Annotated in this window: 11 protein-coding genes; 6 read left to right on the forward strand and 5 right to left on the reverse strand. The window is 64.2% G+C overall.

What is annotated here, in order from left to right:
• On the reverse strand, positions 1 to 863 hold an 863-nt coding region (locus RMCB_RS06230; protein WP_131805495.1), incomplete at its 3' end, for a DUF222 domain-containing protein.
• Between the two features lie 171 nt (positions 864 to 1,034).
• Complete coding sequence (locus RMCB_RS06235; RefSeq protein WP_062828094.1) at positions 1,035 to 2,084, reverse strand: alpha/beta hydrolase family protein; 1,050 nt, start codon at positions 2,082 to 2,084, stop codon at positions 1,035 to 1,037.
• Positions 2,085 to 2,381: 297 nt separating this feature from the next.
• On the opposite strand from RMCB_RS06235, the gene RMCB_RS06240 reads away from it, so the two are divergent.
• Both RMCB_RS06240 and RMCB_RS06245 read left to right on the forward strand, forming a co-directional pair.
• A complete protein-coding gene (locus RMCB_RS06240) occupies positions 2,382 to 2,984 on the forward strand; it encodes a TetR/AcrR family transcriptional regulator (RefSeq protein WP_062828095.1) in 603 nt (200 codons plus the stop codon).
• A gap of 137 nt (positions 2,985 to 3,121) precedes the next feature.
• Positions 3,122 to 4,519, forward strand: a complete 1,398-nt coding sequence (locus RMCB_RS06245) for a WS/DGAT/MGAT family O-acyltransferase (protein WP_062828096.1) — start codon at positions 3,122 to 3,124, stop codon at positions 4,517 to 4,519.
• Here the strand turns inward: RMCB_RS06245 and RMCB_RS06250 are convergent, their stop codons facing one another.
• The 3 genes from RMCB_RS06250 to ppsA all read right to left on the reverse strand — a co-directional run bounded on the left by RMCB_RS06250 (position 4,520) and on the right by ppsA (position 8,249).
• On the reverse strand, positions 4,520 to 5,104 hold the full coding sequence (locus tag RMCB_RS06250; protein ID WP_084388382.1) for a hypothetical protein: 585 nt from the start codon (positions 5,102 to 5,104) through the stop codon (positions 4,520 to 4,522).
• A 12-nt stretch (positions 5,105 to 5,116) separates the two neighbouring features.
• Positions 5,117 to 5,899: a universal stress protein gene (locus RMCB_RS06255; protein WP_062828097.1), complete on the reverse strand. Its 783-nt coding sequence runs from the start codon at positions 5,897 to 5,899 to the stop codon at positions 5,117 to 5,119.
• A 91-nt stretch (positions 5,900 to 5,990) separates the two neighbouring features.
• Positions 5,991 to 8,249 (reverse strand): phosphoenolpyruvate synthase, encoded by a 2,259-nt coding sequence (gene ppsA, locus RMCB_RS06260; RefSeq protein ID WP_084388383.1) that lies wholly within the window; start codon positions 8,247 to 8,249, stop codon positions 5,991 to 5,993.
• A 168-nt stretch (positions 8,250 to 8,417) separates the two neighbouring features.
• Here ppsA and RMCB_RS06265 point away from each other — a divergent pair, with 168 nt between their 5' ends.
• The 4 genes from RMCB_RS06265 to RMCB_RS06280 are packed head-to-tail and all read left to right on the forward strand — an operon-like array spanning position 8,418 to position 14,388.
• On the forward strand, positions 8,418 to 9,437 hold the full coding sequence (locus RMCB_RS06265) for a 1-phosphofructokinase family hexose kinase (protein ID WP_062828098.1): 1,020 nt from the start codon (positions 8,418 to 8,420) through the stop codon (positions 9,435 to 9,437).
• Positions 9,434 to 13,453 (forward strand): trehalose-phosphatase, encoded by a 4,020-nt coding sequence (gene otsB, locus RMCB_RS06270; RefSeq protein WP_084388384.1) that lies wholly within the window; start codon positions 9,434 to 9,436, stop codon positions 13,451 to 13,453. Before RMCB_RS06265 ends, otsB begins: the two co-directional genes overlap by 4 nt.
• A 26-nt stretch (positions 13,454 to 13,479) precedes the next feature.
• Complete coding sequence (locus RMCB_RS06275) at positions 13,480 to 13,923, forward strand: pyridoxamine 5'-phosphate oxidase family protein (RefSeq protein WP_062828099.1); 444 nt, start codon at positions 13,480 to 13,482, stop codon at positions 13,921 to 13,923.
• A gap of 45 nt (positions 13,924 to 13,968) precedes the next feature.
• Entirely contained in the window at positions 13,969 to 14,388 is a 420-nt protein-coding gene (locus RMCB_RS06280; protein ID WP_165606257.1) for a universal stress protein, read from the forward strand.
• Positions 14,389 to 14,462 lie beyond the last annotated feature (74 nt).

Consider the following 14,462-nt stretch of genomic DNA (forward strand, 5'->3'; position numbering starts at 1 on the left):
CAGGATAGGTAGCGGCGTTCCTCGTCGCTGAGCACCGGGCCCAGATGCAGGGCCGCGACGGGTTTGTCGCCGTGTTTGTCGAGGTCGAGGTGGACGACCACGGTGGTGCGTTGTCCGTGGGGGCGGCGTGCGACGTCGGCATCCCAACCCGCCTCGATCAAGCTCATGAATGCATCGACGGTGGTGGGGAACGGCGGCGCCTGCTCGGTTGTGTCCTCGGCTGCGTCGTGGTCACCGGTTTCGTGGTGGCGTTTCCATTCGGCGATCGACGCGTCGCGGTGCGAGGCCATTCCGGCGTCGAATTCCTCTGCTTCCAACCGCGGCAGGGTGATTTTGTAGGTCGTGGAGTCGTCGTGCACCTCTCGCGTGAACGACCGCTCCGGCTCCGGCACAGGTTCGGGTTCGGGTGCTGGTTCGGCTTCTGGTTCTGGTTCGGGGCGGGGTGCGAGTTTCACGGCGGTGCGCAACTGGGCCACCGTTGCGACAGCGGCGAGTTCGGCGTAGTGGGCGTCGGATCCGTCGGCGGCTCGTTCGGCGATCACGCCGACCTGGTCGAGTGACAGGCGGCCTTCGCGGAGGGCTTGGGTGCAGAGAGGGAATTCTTCGGCGCGTCGGGCGACCGTCACGACGGTGTCGGCGTTGTGTGGGGTGATGCCGGTTTTCCACGCCACCAAGCCCGCGATTGAGCGCGCGCCGGTGGCGCCGCACAGTTCGTCGCGGTCCATCTCGGCGACGATGTCGACGATGCGTCCGTCGATGGCGTTGCGTTGACCGACCAGTTCGGACAGTTCCGCGATCAACACCTCAAGCCGCTGGGCGGGGCTTACCGCGTCAGTGTTGAAAGGTGTTGCGTCCGAGGACATGAACTCATTATTGCAGTCAGGTCCGACAAGTTCTGGGCGCCGGTAATCCGGCAGCCAAACGCTCATCACACCGAACGCGACGCTAAAACACGTCTTTTGGGCTAGGTCCGGATTTGCACGAATAGATCTGCGTAAACGCCGATCTCGTGGATCAGCAACGCGTCAGGCGCTTTACCTGTCAGCCGGGTTGAGGTGGTCGTCGAGGTAGTCGAAGAACCGTTGCGCGGCCAGCGAACGAGCCATCGGCTCGCAGTGCCCGGCAGCGCCTTCGGCGGCGGTGAAGCGGACCAAGGTCTTCTCGCCGGGGATCATGTCATAGAGCCTCTGGGGCTGGCCGGCGAAGTAGCCTTCGTCGTCGGGGTCGGCGATCAGTACCGGCGTGGTGATCTGCGCGGCGAGTTCGGGTGTGATCTGGTAGCGGGCGACCTCATCGAAGGTATCGAAAAAGCTAGTGCAGCCGTAGGGCTTGGCTCGCCAGGTGAATATCCGCTTGGCACTGGCCGGTAGCCGCTCGATCGCTGCGTCGAAGGCGTCCCGAGCGCCGCTGGCGAGCAGCTCGCTCAGCTCGGGTGACAGCATCGCGTGCCAGGCTTCGGCGACGTCGACTACCCCGTCGTCGATGACCGCGGCCGCGAAGCGGTGCTCGAAGGCCAGGGCGCGCGGGGCCCAATATCCGCCCTGGCTGACCGCATACAGGCCGAGGCGCTGCGGGTCCACATCCGGGAGCTGCAGCGTTGCGTCAACGACCGGCGTCAGAACGTGTTCAAAATCGGGCCGAAATCCGATGCCCCGTTCGAACAGCATGCGCTGCTGCCCGGGCCCGTCGAACAGCACCACGTGGTAGCCGCGCGCCGAGGCCTCGGAGCCGTAACCGGGATACAGGTAACTCGCCGCTCCATCCGCACCGTTGACCATCACCAGTGTCGGTTTCGGCCCCTCGCCGCGGGCGGGGAAGAACCAGCCGGGCATCGTGGTGCCCTCGTAGGGGATGTCCAGTGGCTCAGGCGGATTGTCCAGGAGGCCGAGGTACTGTTCCCAGCACCGGCGATAGGCGGCGAACGTACGTGCCCGCACGAGGTCGGGTTCGGCGCAGCCGTCGGCCACCACCACGCACGCCGCGTAGTAGGTGGCGGCGCGCACCAGCGCGGCACGGCCGCTGATGCGGTGGCCCGCACGCAGCTCTCGCCGATCGTGCCGACGCGGCCGGCTGTCGCCTCCCACTCGCGCGCCCAGGAGGCCAGGTCGCCGTCGGTGATCCGATCGATCGTCGTCAACGTCTCGCCAGTGTCCGCCGCGCCTGTGTACACCCGGCCGAGCATTGCGCGGGTCATGGAGTTCATCACCGTATCAGTGAAAACGTCGAACGCTGACCAGGCTCATGTGCGATACCCATGATCGCCCTTGCCTTTCCATGGTTGCGGCCACCGACCCGTCGGTGGGTCAATAAGATACGAAAAAATTTCTTATGGAGAGTATGGCGACTTCACAAGGAACGCAAACCTTCCCTATGCTGGGACGGTGGTTACCGCCCACACCCGCCAACGCAGACGCGGGCCGGAACTCGAGGCCGCGCTGCTGGAGGCAGCGTTTGACGAACTGGTCGAGACCGGCTTCGCGAAGCTGACGATGGAATCTGTCGCCGCCCGAGCCAACACCGGGGTCGCCGTTCTGTACCGCCGGTGGGCCAACAAAGACGAGCTGGCACTTGCCGCACTTGAGCATTACCGAACCAGCCACCCGGTCGAGGCTCCCGACACCGGCAGCCTGCGCGGCGATCTGATCGCCGCGCTCACCGGCATGGGCCGGGCCCGTGCAGCGTTCTTCGCCATCACCGCGGCCACCGCCTTCTCCGGCCTGATGGCCGGTAGCGGACTCACTCCCACCCAAGTTCGCGACCGGATTCTGGGCGAGCAACGACTCGCGCTTATCCACACGATTTACCAGCGTGCCCACGATCGCGGCGAGATCGACCGACACCAGATCCCGGCCGCGGTCCTCGCGATGCCGTTCGACCTGGTACGCCACGACCTGCTGATGGACCTGAAACCCCTCAAGCCCAAGCGAATCCACGCGATCGTCGACGACCTTTTCCTACCCCTGGTCCGTCGGCCTGGTCCCTGAACGGTGTGCCAGCTGGGGCCAAAATGACGACCAGTGGGGCCGAGCAACGCGACGAAACTCAGTAGAGGACCTGGTCCCGGTAGGTAGGTGACCTCGGTCCCTTCACGCGTGCCGGTGGGGAGGCGCACAGTCGTCTCATGGAGCACTTGTCGTCATTTGCAGCTGCTTTCCTTGAGGCCGAGGATTCGGATCGACACGTCAGCCTCGCGGTCGGAGGTCTTGCGATCATCGAGGGACCGATGCCGGATTTCGACACCATGGTCGCGGCAATCGGAGAACGGATACTGGCTGTTCCGCGGCTCAGGCAGGTGCTCCACACCCATTTGTTGGATCTCGGCCCGCCCGTCTGGGCCGAGGATCCCAACCTCGATCCCTCCCACCACATCCACCGCGCGGCGCTGCCGAATGGCGGGGACGATGAAGCACTGTTCCGTTTTGTCGCCGACGCCATGGAGAAGCGCCTCGACCGTGACAGGCCGCTGTGGGAGTGCTGGATTGTGGAGGGTCTCGCTGACGACCGATGGGCGATGCTGATGAAGCTTCATCACTGCATCGCCGATGGCATTGCGACGGTGCAGATCTTGTCAGGATTGAGCGACGAAGGCACGGGCGACACGTTCGCCAGCGCGATACGCGCCGCCACGGATCCGCCGCGCCGGGAGTTCGACTGGACGAAGATCGGTCTGAATCCGTTGGGTTGGGCCGATGGCGTATGGCACCTTGCTGAGAGGACGGCCAGGACAGTCTCCGGGGCGATGGGCGGGGCGGTCGAACTCGCCGCCGGACTGTTGAGCCCGGCCGCGCAGTCATCACTGACCGGACCCGTGACCACGATGCGGCGGTTCAGTGCTGCGAGAGTGAATCTCTCTGATGTGCGCAAGGTATGCCGCGAATTCGACGTAACGCTCAACGATGTGGCGCTGGCGGCGATCACGCATAGCTACCGAGCCGCGTTGGTGCGTAGGGGTGAAAAGCCCCGCCGCACCACGCTGAGGACTTTGGTGCCGGTATCGGTGCGGGGCAACGACGCGCTCGGGGTGACCGACAATCGGGTTTCGGCGATGCTGCCGTTCCTCCCGGTCGACAAGGACGACCCACTCGAGCAGCTCCGGTCGGTTCACGAGCGGCTGATGCGGTCCAAGGTGACTGGTCAACGTCAAGCAGGCACCTGGTTCGTCGATCTGGTCAATGTCACGCCGTTCCCGCTGACAGCTTGGACGGTGAGGACGTTGTTGAGACTTCCGCAACGCGGCGTCGTGACTGTCGCCACCAATGTGCCTGGGCCACGCAAACATCTGCGGGTCATGGGCAGAGATGTGATACAGCTGGTGCCCATACCCCCGATCGCGCTCCAATTGCGAACCGGCATCGCGATTCTCAGCTATGCCGACGATCTCATATTCGGTATCACGGCCGACTACGACACCTGCGGGGACGTCGACGAGATCGCACGGGGTATCGAAGAAGGGGTTGCTCGGCTGGTCGGTTGCGGGGTAGGACCACGGGGCTTAGGACCGCAGCGTGCCGAGGGCTGATCAAGCCGCGGACAGACTGTTGTTGACCGATACCAGGGCTGCGGTGAGGTTGCGGTCCGCCTGGTCGAGGGCCGATCTGAACTCACCGCTGTAGTTGTTCTGTGATCCGTCGATCGCTGCGAGGCACATATGTGCCGCGTCGTGGGCGTCGTTGATGGCGGCATCGAGCTCAGCCGTCAACTGCGGATCCGGCGCCGGCAGTTGTGCCCGCAACCGCACCACCGCCGCATCGTGCATCTTGTGACAATCGGTGCCCAGCGTGGCTGCGTCCTGACGCTGAAGTGCAGAGCGGGTGTCCAACAGGACATTTCGGAGCTCATCGACGGGAGTGTGTGCCGCCAGCCACCAATGCTGGGTCGAGGCGTGGAGGTCGGTGGCGGGCGCTTCTCGCGCCGCGCGGTCTGTCACCGAGAAACCCAACGCCGCGGCCAGCAGCACCGAAGTCGCAACACTGACCGGCAGGACGTAGCGTCCGGCGATGCCGCCCGTCGAATGTTGCACTGCGGCCGGGACGATCAGTGCATCACACTGTCCGCACAGCTGTTGATTCTTGGGATTGCGGTGGCCATTGGGGCATTTCGGCATGATCAACTCCCATCAGCGCACGATCAGTGTCGATGACTGGGTGTGGTTGAAGAGCCGGTGGCCGTGGGGGCCGATGATGTGGGCAAGCTGGCCGGCTTCGGTAGCGCCGATCACGGCGAGCTGCACCCGTTCGTCGTGTTTCTTGAGGAACCCGGCAACACAGGCGCCTTCGGTGATCGGATAGATGTGCACACCAGGATGCCGTTGGCCGCATTGTTTCGCCCGCTGCTCTAGGCCGTCGCGGTTACCCAACATGAGAACCGGCGCCCGTCGCAATTCAGCCTCGGTGAGGGCGGTCTCGACGACAGCATCGCTGTCGGGCTTGTCGGTCACAGCCACCACGATCCAGTCGATGTCGTGCGAGGACGGGAAGCCGCGGGGGCGGATGACTGCCACAGGGCAGCATGCTTTTTCAGCAAGCTCGGCTGCCGTGGAACCGAGGATCGACCGTGCGTACTGCCCGATTCCGACGGAACCGACGCAGACCAGGGCTGCGTCACGTGACTCCTCGACAAGGACGGCCGCGGGCGGACCCTCGAGAATTGCCGTCTCGGTCTTGACAAAGGTCCCAGCAGCGTCCACTGCGGCCTGGGCAAATCGGAGCGACTCTTCGGCGTGATGGATATCGCGGTAGTAGTCGTCGCTGGATGGGTGCTTCGACTTCATGACGCATATGAGCCTCAGCGGCACATCGCGGGCGATCGCTTCCTTGATGCCCCACTCTGCTGCCGCGATGGAGGTGGCGGAGCCGTCGATACCGACGACGACGGGTTTCGCCGTGCGACTGTCAAACATGATGCTCTCCGATCCGCTGGTCTGATGACGACGCTATGGCTAGGGCAATGCGCTGTGATGGAGTCCAAAGTCCCCGTGCTGGTGCCGAGAGTCACCGCGCCGCATCGAGCAGCAGGCGCCGTTCCGCTGCCGCCACCACGCGGCGGGTGGCCGCCAGCGCATCCGGGTTCACCGATACCGATGTGATGCCCATTCGGACAAGATGCTCGGCGAACGTCGGATCGGTCGACGGCGCCTGTCCGCACAATGACGACGTGATGCCGAACTTGCGTGCAGTGCTGATGATTTGACCGATGGCGTCGAGAACCGCGGGATCGGACTCATCGAACAGTTCCGCGCACACGTCTGAGTCGCGGTCGACGCCCAGCATCAGCTGGGTCAGGTCGTTGCTGCCGATGGACACGCCGTCGATCCCCAACCCGATGTACTCGGGGAGCCAATGGACGACGGAGGGGACTTCGGCCATCACCCAGCGGTGCAGGCCCCGGTGCCGTCCCAGCGGACTCGCATCCACCAGTTGCAGGCACTCCTCAAGCTCCCAGCGCGTGCGCACGAACGGAATCATCAGGTGCACGTTGGGGGATTGGGACCGTACCCGCGCCAACGCTTGCAGTTCCAGCGCGAACAGGTCGGGCTCCCTGACGTACCGGTAGCAGCCGCGGTAGCCGATCATCGGATTGTGCTCGACCGGTTCATAGGTCGCGCCGCCGGTAAGCCCGCGGAACTCGTTGCTGCGAAAGTCGGTGGCACGGTAGATGACCGGCCGGGGTGCGAATGCGGAGGCGATGCGGCCGACCGATGCGGCCATCTTTTCGATGAAGGACTCCTGCTCGCCGTGCGCGATCATGTCGCGCGGATGGCGGCCGTTCAGCGCGTCGGTCAGCATGAACTCGGCCCGTAACAGGCCGACACCGTCAAACCCCTGTGCGGCAACGGCTTCCGCGGTGTCAGGCATGGCGAGATTGGCGTAGATCCGGGTACCTGTGACTTCGATGGTCGGTGCGGCGACGAGGGGACGGTCGGTCACCACGGTGGTCTTGACGTCGACGCGTCCGGACAGCACCAGGCCGCGCGTTCCGTCCACCGTCACCGTTGTGCCGTCGTGGAGGTCGCGGGTGGCGGTACGTGCACCGACCAGGCATGGAATCCCCAGCTCGCGGGCCACGATCGCCGAATGGCAGGTCATTCCACCGGTGTCGGTCACCAACGCCGCGGCGCGGCGCATGGTGGGCAGCCAGTCAGGGTTGGTCATCGGCGCGACCAGAACCTCGCCCTCGAGCAGCTGGCTTCCTTCATCGGGGGACTGCAGGACACGCACCCTGCCCGCGACCGTGCCGGGGGCGGCGGCCAGGCCGCGGACGAGAACTGCGTGCGGGTCAGGTGCCGCGGTGGGCAGTGTCGTGATCGGACGGGCTTGCACCAGATACGTTTTGCCGTCGCTGATCGCCCACTCGGTGTCCTGCGGGCAGCCGTTGTGCCGTTCGGTTGCGATGGCCAGGTCGGCGATCGACCGCAACTCGTCGTCGCTGAGGACGCGGGCGTCTGCCAGCTGGGCGTCGAGATCGACACTACGATCGAGCCCGTCCTCACTCCGCACGATCTTGAAGTTCTTGTGGCCGACCCGGATGTCGAGGGGCTCGAGCGTTTCCTTGGACACGATGTACGTATCGGGCTCGACCGCCCCTGACACGACGACTTCCCCGAGACCGAAAGCGCCTTCGATGACCACCCGGTCGAGTGCGCCGGTACTGGGATCGGCTGTGAATGCGACCCCGGCCTTTTCGGAATCGACCATCTGTTGCACCACCACGGCCATGGCGGGGTCGGTGGTGAAACCGCGGCCTGCGCGGTAGGTGATCACGCGTGGGCTGAACAATGACATCCAGCACCGCAATACCGCATCGACCAAACTGTCGTCACCGCTCACGTTCGTGATGGTGGCGTTCATGCCCGCGAAGGATGCGTCCCGGCCGTCTTCGCCGGTTGCCGAGGACCGCACGGCGACAACGACGCCGGGCCCCAGGGTGTGGTACGCCTCGACGAGGAGCTCGCGGACGACGTCGGCGACACCGGCCTTGCGGACCAGGTCCTGCATGTGGCTGCACATCTCGTGCAGGCGGGTGGTATCCGCGGCGCATTTCATTGCGTCACGGTGCAGGGTGCTGAGTTGGTCAGCCACCCCGCCTGAGTTCATGGACTCGCGGTAGCAGTCTCGCAACAGGACGAATCCGGGTGGCACGGGAAGGTTCGCGGCGACCAGCTCGCCCATGTTGGCACCCTTGCCGCCGGCTTCTTCGGCGTCGGTGATGCGCAGTGTCGAGATGGGGCGGACGTAGTTGTCACGTTGCATGCAAACAGCTTTTGACATCGGGCACGGCATGGCGTAGCGCCCGAGGACCGCAACCGGTGAGCTGAAAGTCACCGGCGGGCCAGGCACAAAGTCCTCAAAGTCGTCGATGTGCCGATGTGGGACTTCGGTCCCTAGCGCGGAGCCCGACCGCGTAGTCGGATCAACGGTATGGAGCGGACACAGCCACCGGCGATCATCACGTTGACGCCGAATCCAGCGCTCGATATCACCAGTTCGGCTGAGGCGGTGCGCCCCACCGACAAGATCCGGTGCTCTGATCCTCATTACGACGCAGGCGGCGGTGGAATCAATGTCGCCAAGGTGGCACATGAACTCGGTGCTGCGGTCTGCGCGGTATACCCCGCTGGCGGCTCGTCCGGTGACCTGTTGACCGGGCTTCTCCTGCGCGATGGCGTGCCGGTCCGGCGCATTGCGATCGACGGTGCGACGCGGGAGAGCTTCACGGTCAACGAGACAAACACCGGTCTGCAGTATCGGTTCGTGCTGCCGGGGCCGTCGTTGTCGTTCGTCGATCAGCAGCGCTGTTTGCGAGAACTGCGGCACCAGGCTGCATCGGCCGGCTTCGTGGTGGCCAGCGGCAGTCTTCCTCCCGGTGCTGCCGAGAACTTCTATCAGCAGGTTGCCCTCGTGTGCGCAGAAGCCGGTGCGCGGCTGGTACTGGACACCTCGGGCTGCGGACTACGCCATTTCACCGCTGGTGTGTTCCTTTTGAAGGCCAGTGTGCGCGAACTCCGGGAGTATGCCGGGCGCGAACTGGCCACCAGATCCGAACAGATTGCCGCTGCTCGTGACATCGTCGCGTGTGGTCAGGCGCAGGCTGTCGTGGTGTCCCTGGGCCCTGACGGCGCCATGTTGATCACGGCGGCCCAGGCCCTGTGGTTCGCGGCGATTCCGATGCGGACGGTCATCAGCGGTGTCGGTGCGGGTGACGCGATGGTCGCGGCGATCACCGTGGGACTGAGTAGAGGCTGGACGCTGAGTGATGCTGTGCGGTACGGGATCGCGGCCGGCGCGTCCAAGTTGCTGACGCCGGGAAGCCAGCCGTGTATACGGGCCGATGTGGAACGGTTTTTCGCGATCGCCGATGAACCGGTGGTGCTCGAGGACGAGAGCGACGGCGATGTCGACGCATCGCTGTCCGGCAGTGGGGCTCTACACCGGCGATGATCGCATCGGTGACGATCGACCCGCGACTGCACGACGGAGTCATCTTCGACCTCGACGGCGTGGTCACCGATACCGCGTCGATTCACGCCGCGGCGTGGACGAGGATGTTCGCCGAGTTCTTCGCCCGTCGTGCCGCGCGTGACGGCGAGGATAACTCGGCGTTCACCGCGCAGGACTACCGCCGGTACGTGGACGGCAAACCACGCCGCGCCGGCATCGCGGATTTTCTTCGCGCCCGCGGTATCTCGCTGCCGAACGGTGACCCGGACGATGCCGGGTACGACACGGTATGTGGTCTCGCGAATCGCAAGCAGCAACTTTTCCTGGAAGGAATCAAGCGAGGGGTGTCGGCCTATCCGTCGACGGTGGCGTTGGTCCGCAGACTCGCCGAGGCCGGCGTCGCCACAGCCGTATATTCGTCCAGCCGGAATTGCGAAAACGTGCTCATGGCAGCCGGACTCGGCGATCTGTTCGCGACCCGCGTGGACGGACTGGTCGCCGACACCCTCCACCTGCCCGGTAAGCCTGATCCGGCTGTCCTCTGGGAGACCGTCGGCAGGTTGCGAGTACGTCCGGAACGCTGCGTGGTCGTCGAAGACGCTCAAGCCGGTGTGACAGCGGGCCGCAACGGAGGCTTTGCGCTGGTGATCGGTGTCGACCGGACCGGCGACACCGAGGAATTACTCAGCGCGGGAGCGGATGTCGTGGTCCCTGATCTGGCGGCCGTGGCGGTGCGGACCGGCGACAAGCGCATGTCGGGGCTGCCGAACGCGGCGGACGTCTACGGCGAACTGACCGGTGTGGTGGATGGCAGGCAGCCGTTCATGTGTCTCGACTTCGACGGCACCCTCTCCGAAATCGTCGCGGACCCGGACGCGGCAACGCTGGTCGACGGTGTCGCCGAAGCACTGGTCGACTTGGCAACACATTGCCCGGTCGCGGTCCTCAGCGGCCGCGACCTGGCTGATATCCGCAACAGGGTGGGTGTGCCAGGGCTGTGGTACGCGGGCAGCCACGGTTTCGAACTCGTCGGACCCGATGGGCAGCAGCACCATAATGAGGCGGCGCTGGCAGTGATTCCGACCGTCGAGCGTGCGGCAGGGGCCTTGCACGACGAGCTGTCGGGTGTGTCCGGTGTGCGCGTCGAACACAAGCGGTATGCGGTCGCGGTTCACTACCGCAATGTGGCACCGGAGCGGGTGAGTGAGGTTGTTGCTGCCGTGCACCGGCAAGGGCACGAACGCGGTTTGCGGGTGACCGGAGGCCGAATGGTCGTCGAATTGCGGCCAGACATCCACTGGGACAAGGGCACAGCACTGACCTGGATCCGCGATCGGATCTGCCACGGTGACGACGTGTTGCCCATCTACATCGGCGACGACCTCACCGACGAAGACGTCTTCGACGCGATTCGGCTCAACGGAGTGGGAGTCATCGTCTGCCACGACGAAGCCGGCGATCGTCGGACTGCCGCCCAGTACCGGCTGAACGATCCCGTCGACGTCGGCCACTTCCTGCGACGTGGAGCCGCTTGGCTTGCGCACAGGCGCAACAACTCGGGACCGGCATGGACATTTGCCTACGACTCGTACATACCGGCGGACGAGAAGCTACGGGAGGCCCTCTGCACGGTGGGAAATGGCTACTTCGCGACACGCGGCGCAGCACCGGAATCGAGGGCCGGTCGAACCCACTACCCGGGTACCTATATCGCCGGCGTGTACAACCGGCTGGGTGACGTGGTCGCCGGCGCCAAGACCGAGAACGAAAGCCTGGTGAATGTTCCCAATTGGCTTCCTTTGACTTTTCGCATCGACGGCGGCGACTGGTTCGACATCGACACCGTTACGCTGCTCTCGTTCCGCCAGACCCTCGATCTTCATGCCGCGGTGCTGACCCGGGAGCTTCGGTTCCGGGATGGGGCCGGCCGAACCACGTCCGTCACCCAGAATCGATTTGCCGCCATGAACCAGGCTCATGTCGCGGCCCTCGAAACCGTCGTGTGCGCAGAGGACTGGTCCGGGACGATCGAGGTGCGATCGACACTCGACGCCAATGTCTGCAACAGCGGCGTCGAACGTTATCGTGAGCTGGCCGGCGTCCATCTTCGAGCGCCGGAAATGCGTCCGCTGACCGATAATTCGGTACTTCTGACGGTCCAGACCAAGCAGTCGCAGATTCCTATCGCACTTGCCGCGCACACCACGGTGTGGTGTGACGAGATCGCGGCCGTGGCGAAGTATCGGCTCATCGAGGACGGATTCGAGATCGGCCACGAGATCCGTACAGACTTGGGTATGGGTCAGTCGTTGTCAATCGAGAAGACCGTGGTGTTGGTGACGGGTCGCGATGTTGCGACCTCCGACGCGTCAGGCAGTGCAGTGCGGCGATTGGAACGGCAAGGACGGTTCGTCGAGCTGCGGCGGGACCACGAACTCGTCTGGTCGCACATTTGGGAGCGGTTGAATGTCGAATTCGATGGCCACGTCGATGAACTGCGGGTATTGCGGCTGCACTTGATGCACTTGCTGCAGACAGTCTCGTACAACAGTGAGGATCTGGACGTCGGCATCCCCGCTCGTGGTTTGCACGGTGAGGCCTACCGGGGCCATGTCTTCTGGGATGAGTTGCTGATCTTCCCGGTCCTCAATCTGCACTTCCCGACGATCACGCGGGCGTTGCTGCGTTACCGTTACCGTCGGCTCACCGAGGCACGCCGTGCTGCGCGGATCGCCGGTTTCTCGGGTGCGATGTTCCCGTGGCAGTCAGGTAGTGATGGACGTGAGGAGAGTCCGGAGTTACACCTCAACCCGCGATCGGGTCGGTGGAGCGTAGACCCGAGCCAACACGCGCATCACATCGGTGTTGCCGTCGCCTACAACGTCTGGCAGTTCTATCAGGTCACCGGAGATCTCGCATATCTCATCGACTATGGCGCTGAAATGCTGGTCGAGATCGCCCGATTCTGGGTCAGCAGAGCTACGTACGACGCTGTCGAGAATCGGTATCACATCAACGGTGTCATCGGTCCCGACGAGTTTCACTCGGGATACCCAGACAGACCACAGGACGGAATCGACGATAACGCATACACCAACGTGATGGCGGTGTGGGCGATCCTTCGGGCCATCGAGGCGCTTGCGGCGATGCCATTGGCAAACCGGCTCGACCTGCGCGAAAAGCTCAGTCTGACAGACCAAGAACTCGCTCGATGGGACCATGTCAGCCGTCGGATGTTTGTGCCGTTCCACGATGGCATGATCTGTCAGTTCCAAGGCTACGATCAGTTGGCAGAACTGGATTGGGAGTCCTACCGGACCAGATACGGGAACATTCAGCGCCTCGATCGCATTCTCGAAGCTGAGGGTGACGACGTCAATCGATACCAGGTCGCCAAGCAGGCTGACGCCTTGATGCTGCTGTATCTCTTGTCATCAGATGAGCTGGGGGAGTTGCTCGGCCGGCTCGATTATGAGTTTTCGCCGGAACGTATCCCTGCGATGGTCGACTACTACATCGCCCGCACGTCGAACGGATCCACGTTGAGCGCAGTGGTCAACGCCTGGGTTCTGGCCCGGGCCAACCGCGATCGTGCCGTCGAGTTCTTCCGAGATGTGCTGAAATCCGACGTCGCCGACATTCAGGGCGGCACCACGTCCGAGGGGATACACCTCGCCGCGATGGCAGGCAGCGTCGACCTCATACAGCGCTGTTTCACCGGACTCGAAACCCGCGCCAACCGGATCGTGCTGTCCCCGCACTGGCCGGAATCGCTCGGTGCCTTGGGTTTCCCGATCCACTATCGCGGTCACCATCTGTATCTCCGGGTGAGTGGCCTTGGGGCCGAGGTCAGTGTGAGCCAGCGCGATCTACCTCCAATCACCATCGAATGCCGAGGTCGGGTCGAACACGTGGCACCGGGGTCCCTGGTCCGTTTCCCCGGCACCACGACAGTCCCGGTCGAGCAAGTGCCGTTGGTGTCTGACGTTTCGGGACTTTCGGCCATGTCGGAGTAGTCCGCTCCCTGAGTAGCGTCCTTGGCATGTCCAAAGAACCGCAACCGATTTCCATTCTGTCCGACACTGAATCCTGGGATCTGCTGTCCGGCGTGGCGCTGGGCCGGCTGGTGACGAGCGTCGACGGCGAGCCAGAAATTTTCCCGGTGAATTTCGCCGTGCAGCGCCGCACCATTTTGTTTCGTACCGCGGGGGGAACCAAGCTGGTCAGCGCCGCGATCAACAACCACGTGCTGTTCGAAGCCGACGATCACGTCGCCACCGACGGCTGGAGTGTGATCGTCAAGGGCGTTGCTCAAACGCTGCGTACCGACGAGGAATTCGAGGAGGCCGAGCGCGCGCCGCTGTATCCCTGGACGGCGACGGCCAAAAAACACTACGTGCGCATCCGGCCGCTGCGAGTCACCGGCAGGCGATTCGCCTTCGGCCCTGAACCGGAGGGTGTCACCGCCGGCGAGGTAAGTGATTAGCGCGAAACGACAACCATGGGGCAACGCTCACACCAGGAGGAATCGATGTTCGATGTGATTGTCTGGGCGACAGATGGTTCAGCCAACGCTGACCTTGCGCTCGACTACGTCAGGAAGCTCGCCGAAAGCGGCCGGTCGCGGGTCGTCGTCGTGCACGTGAAAGAGATAATCGTGGGACGCGGGGCCGGCCCCGTCCATCTCGACGAGGACGAGCTTCAGCAAAAGATCCAAGGCCAGGTGAACGACTTGAAGTCGGCTGGTATCGATGCATCGCTACGGGCCCACCCTGCGCCGGCGGGACATGCCGCGCACATCACCGCCGACAGCGCGAGGGAGGAGGGGGCGGACCTCATCGTGGTTGGAACACGCGGGCTTGGGCCGATAGCGGGGCTCCTTCTGGGGAGCGTCACGCAACGGCTGCTGCAAGTTGCACCCTGCCCGGTGCTCGCGGTTCCGGCGAGTTGATCGAGACCGAGGTCCCGGTCACGCGGGACTTTCGGCCATATCGAGTCGGGGCGGTGCTCGCCTAGCGTTGACGG

The organism is Mycolicibacterium brisbanense (assembly GCF_001570425.1).
GTDB lineage: Bacteria > Actinomycetota > Actinomycetes > Mycobacteriales > Mycobacteriaceae > Mycobacterium > Mycobacterium brisbanense.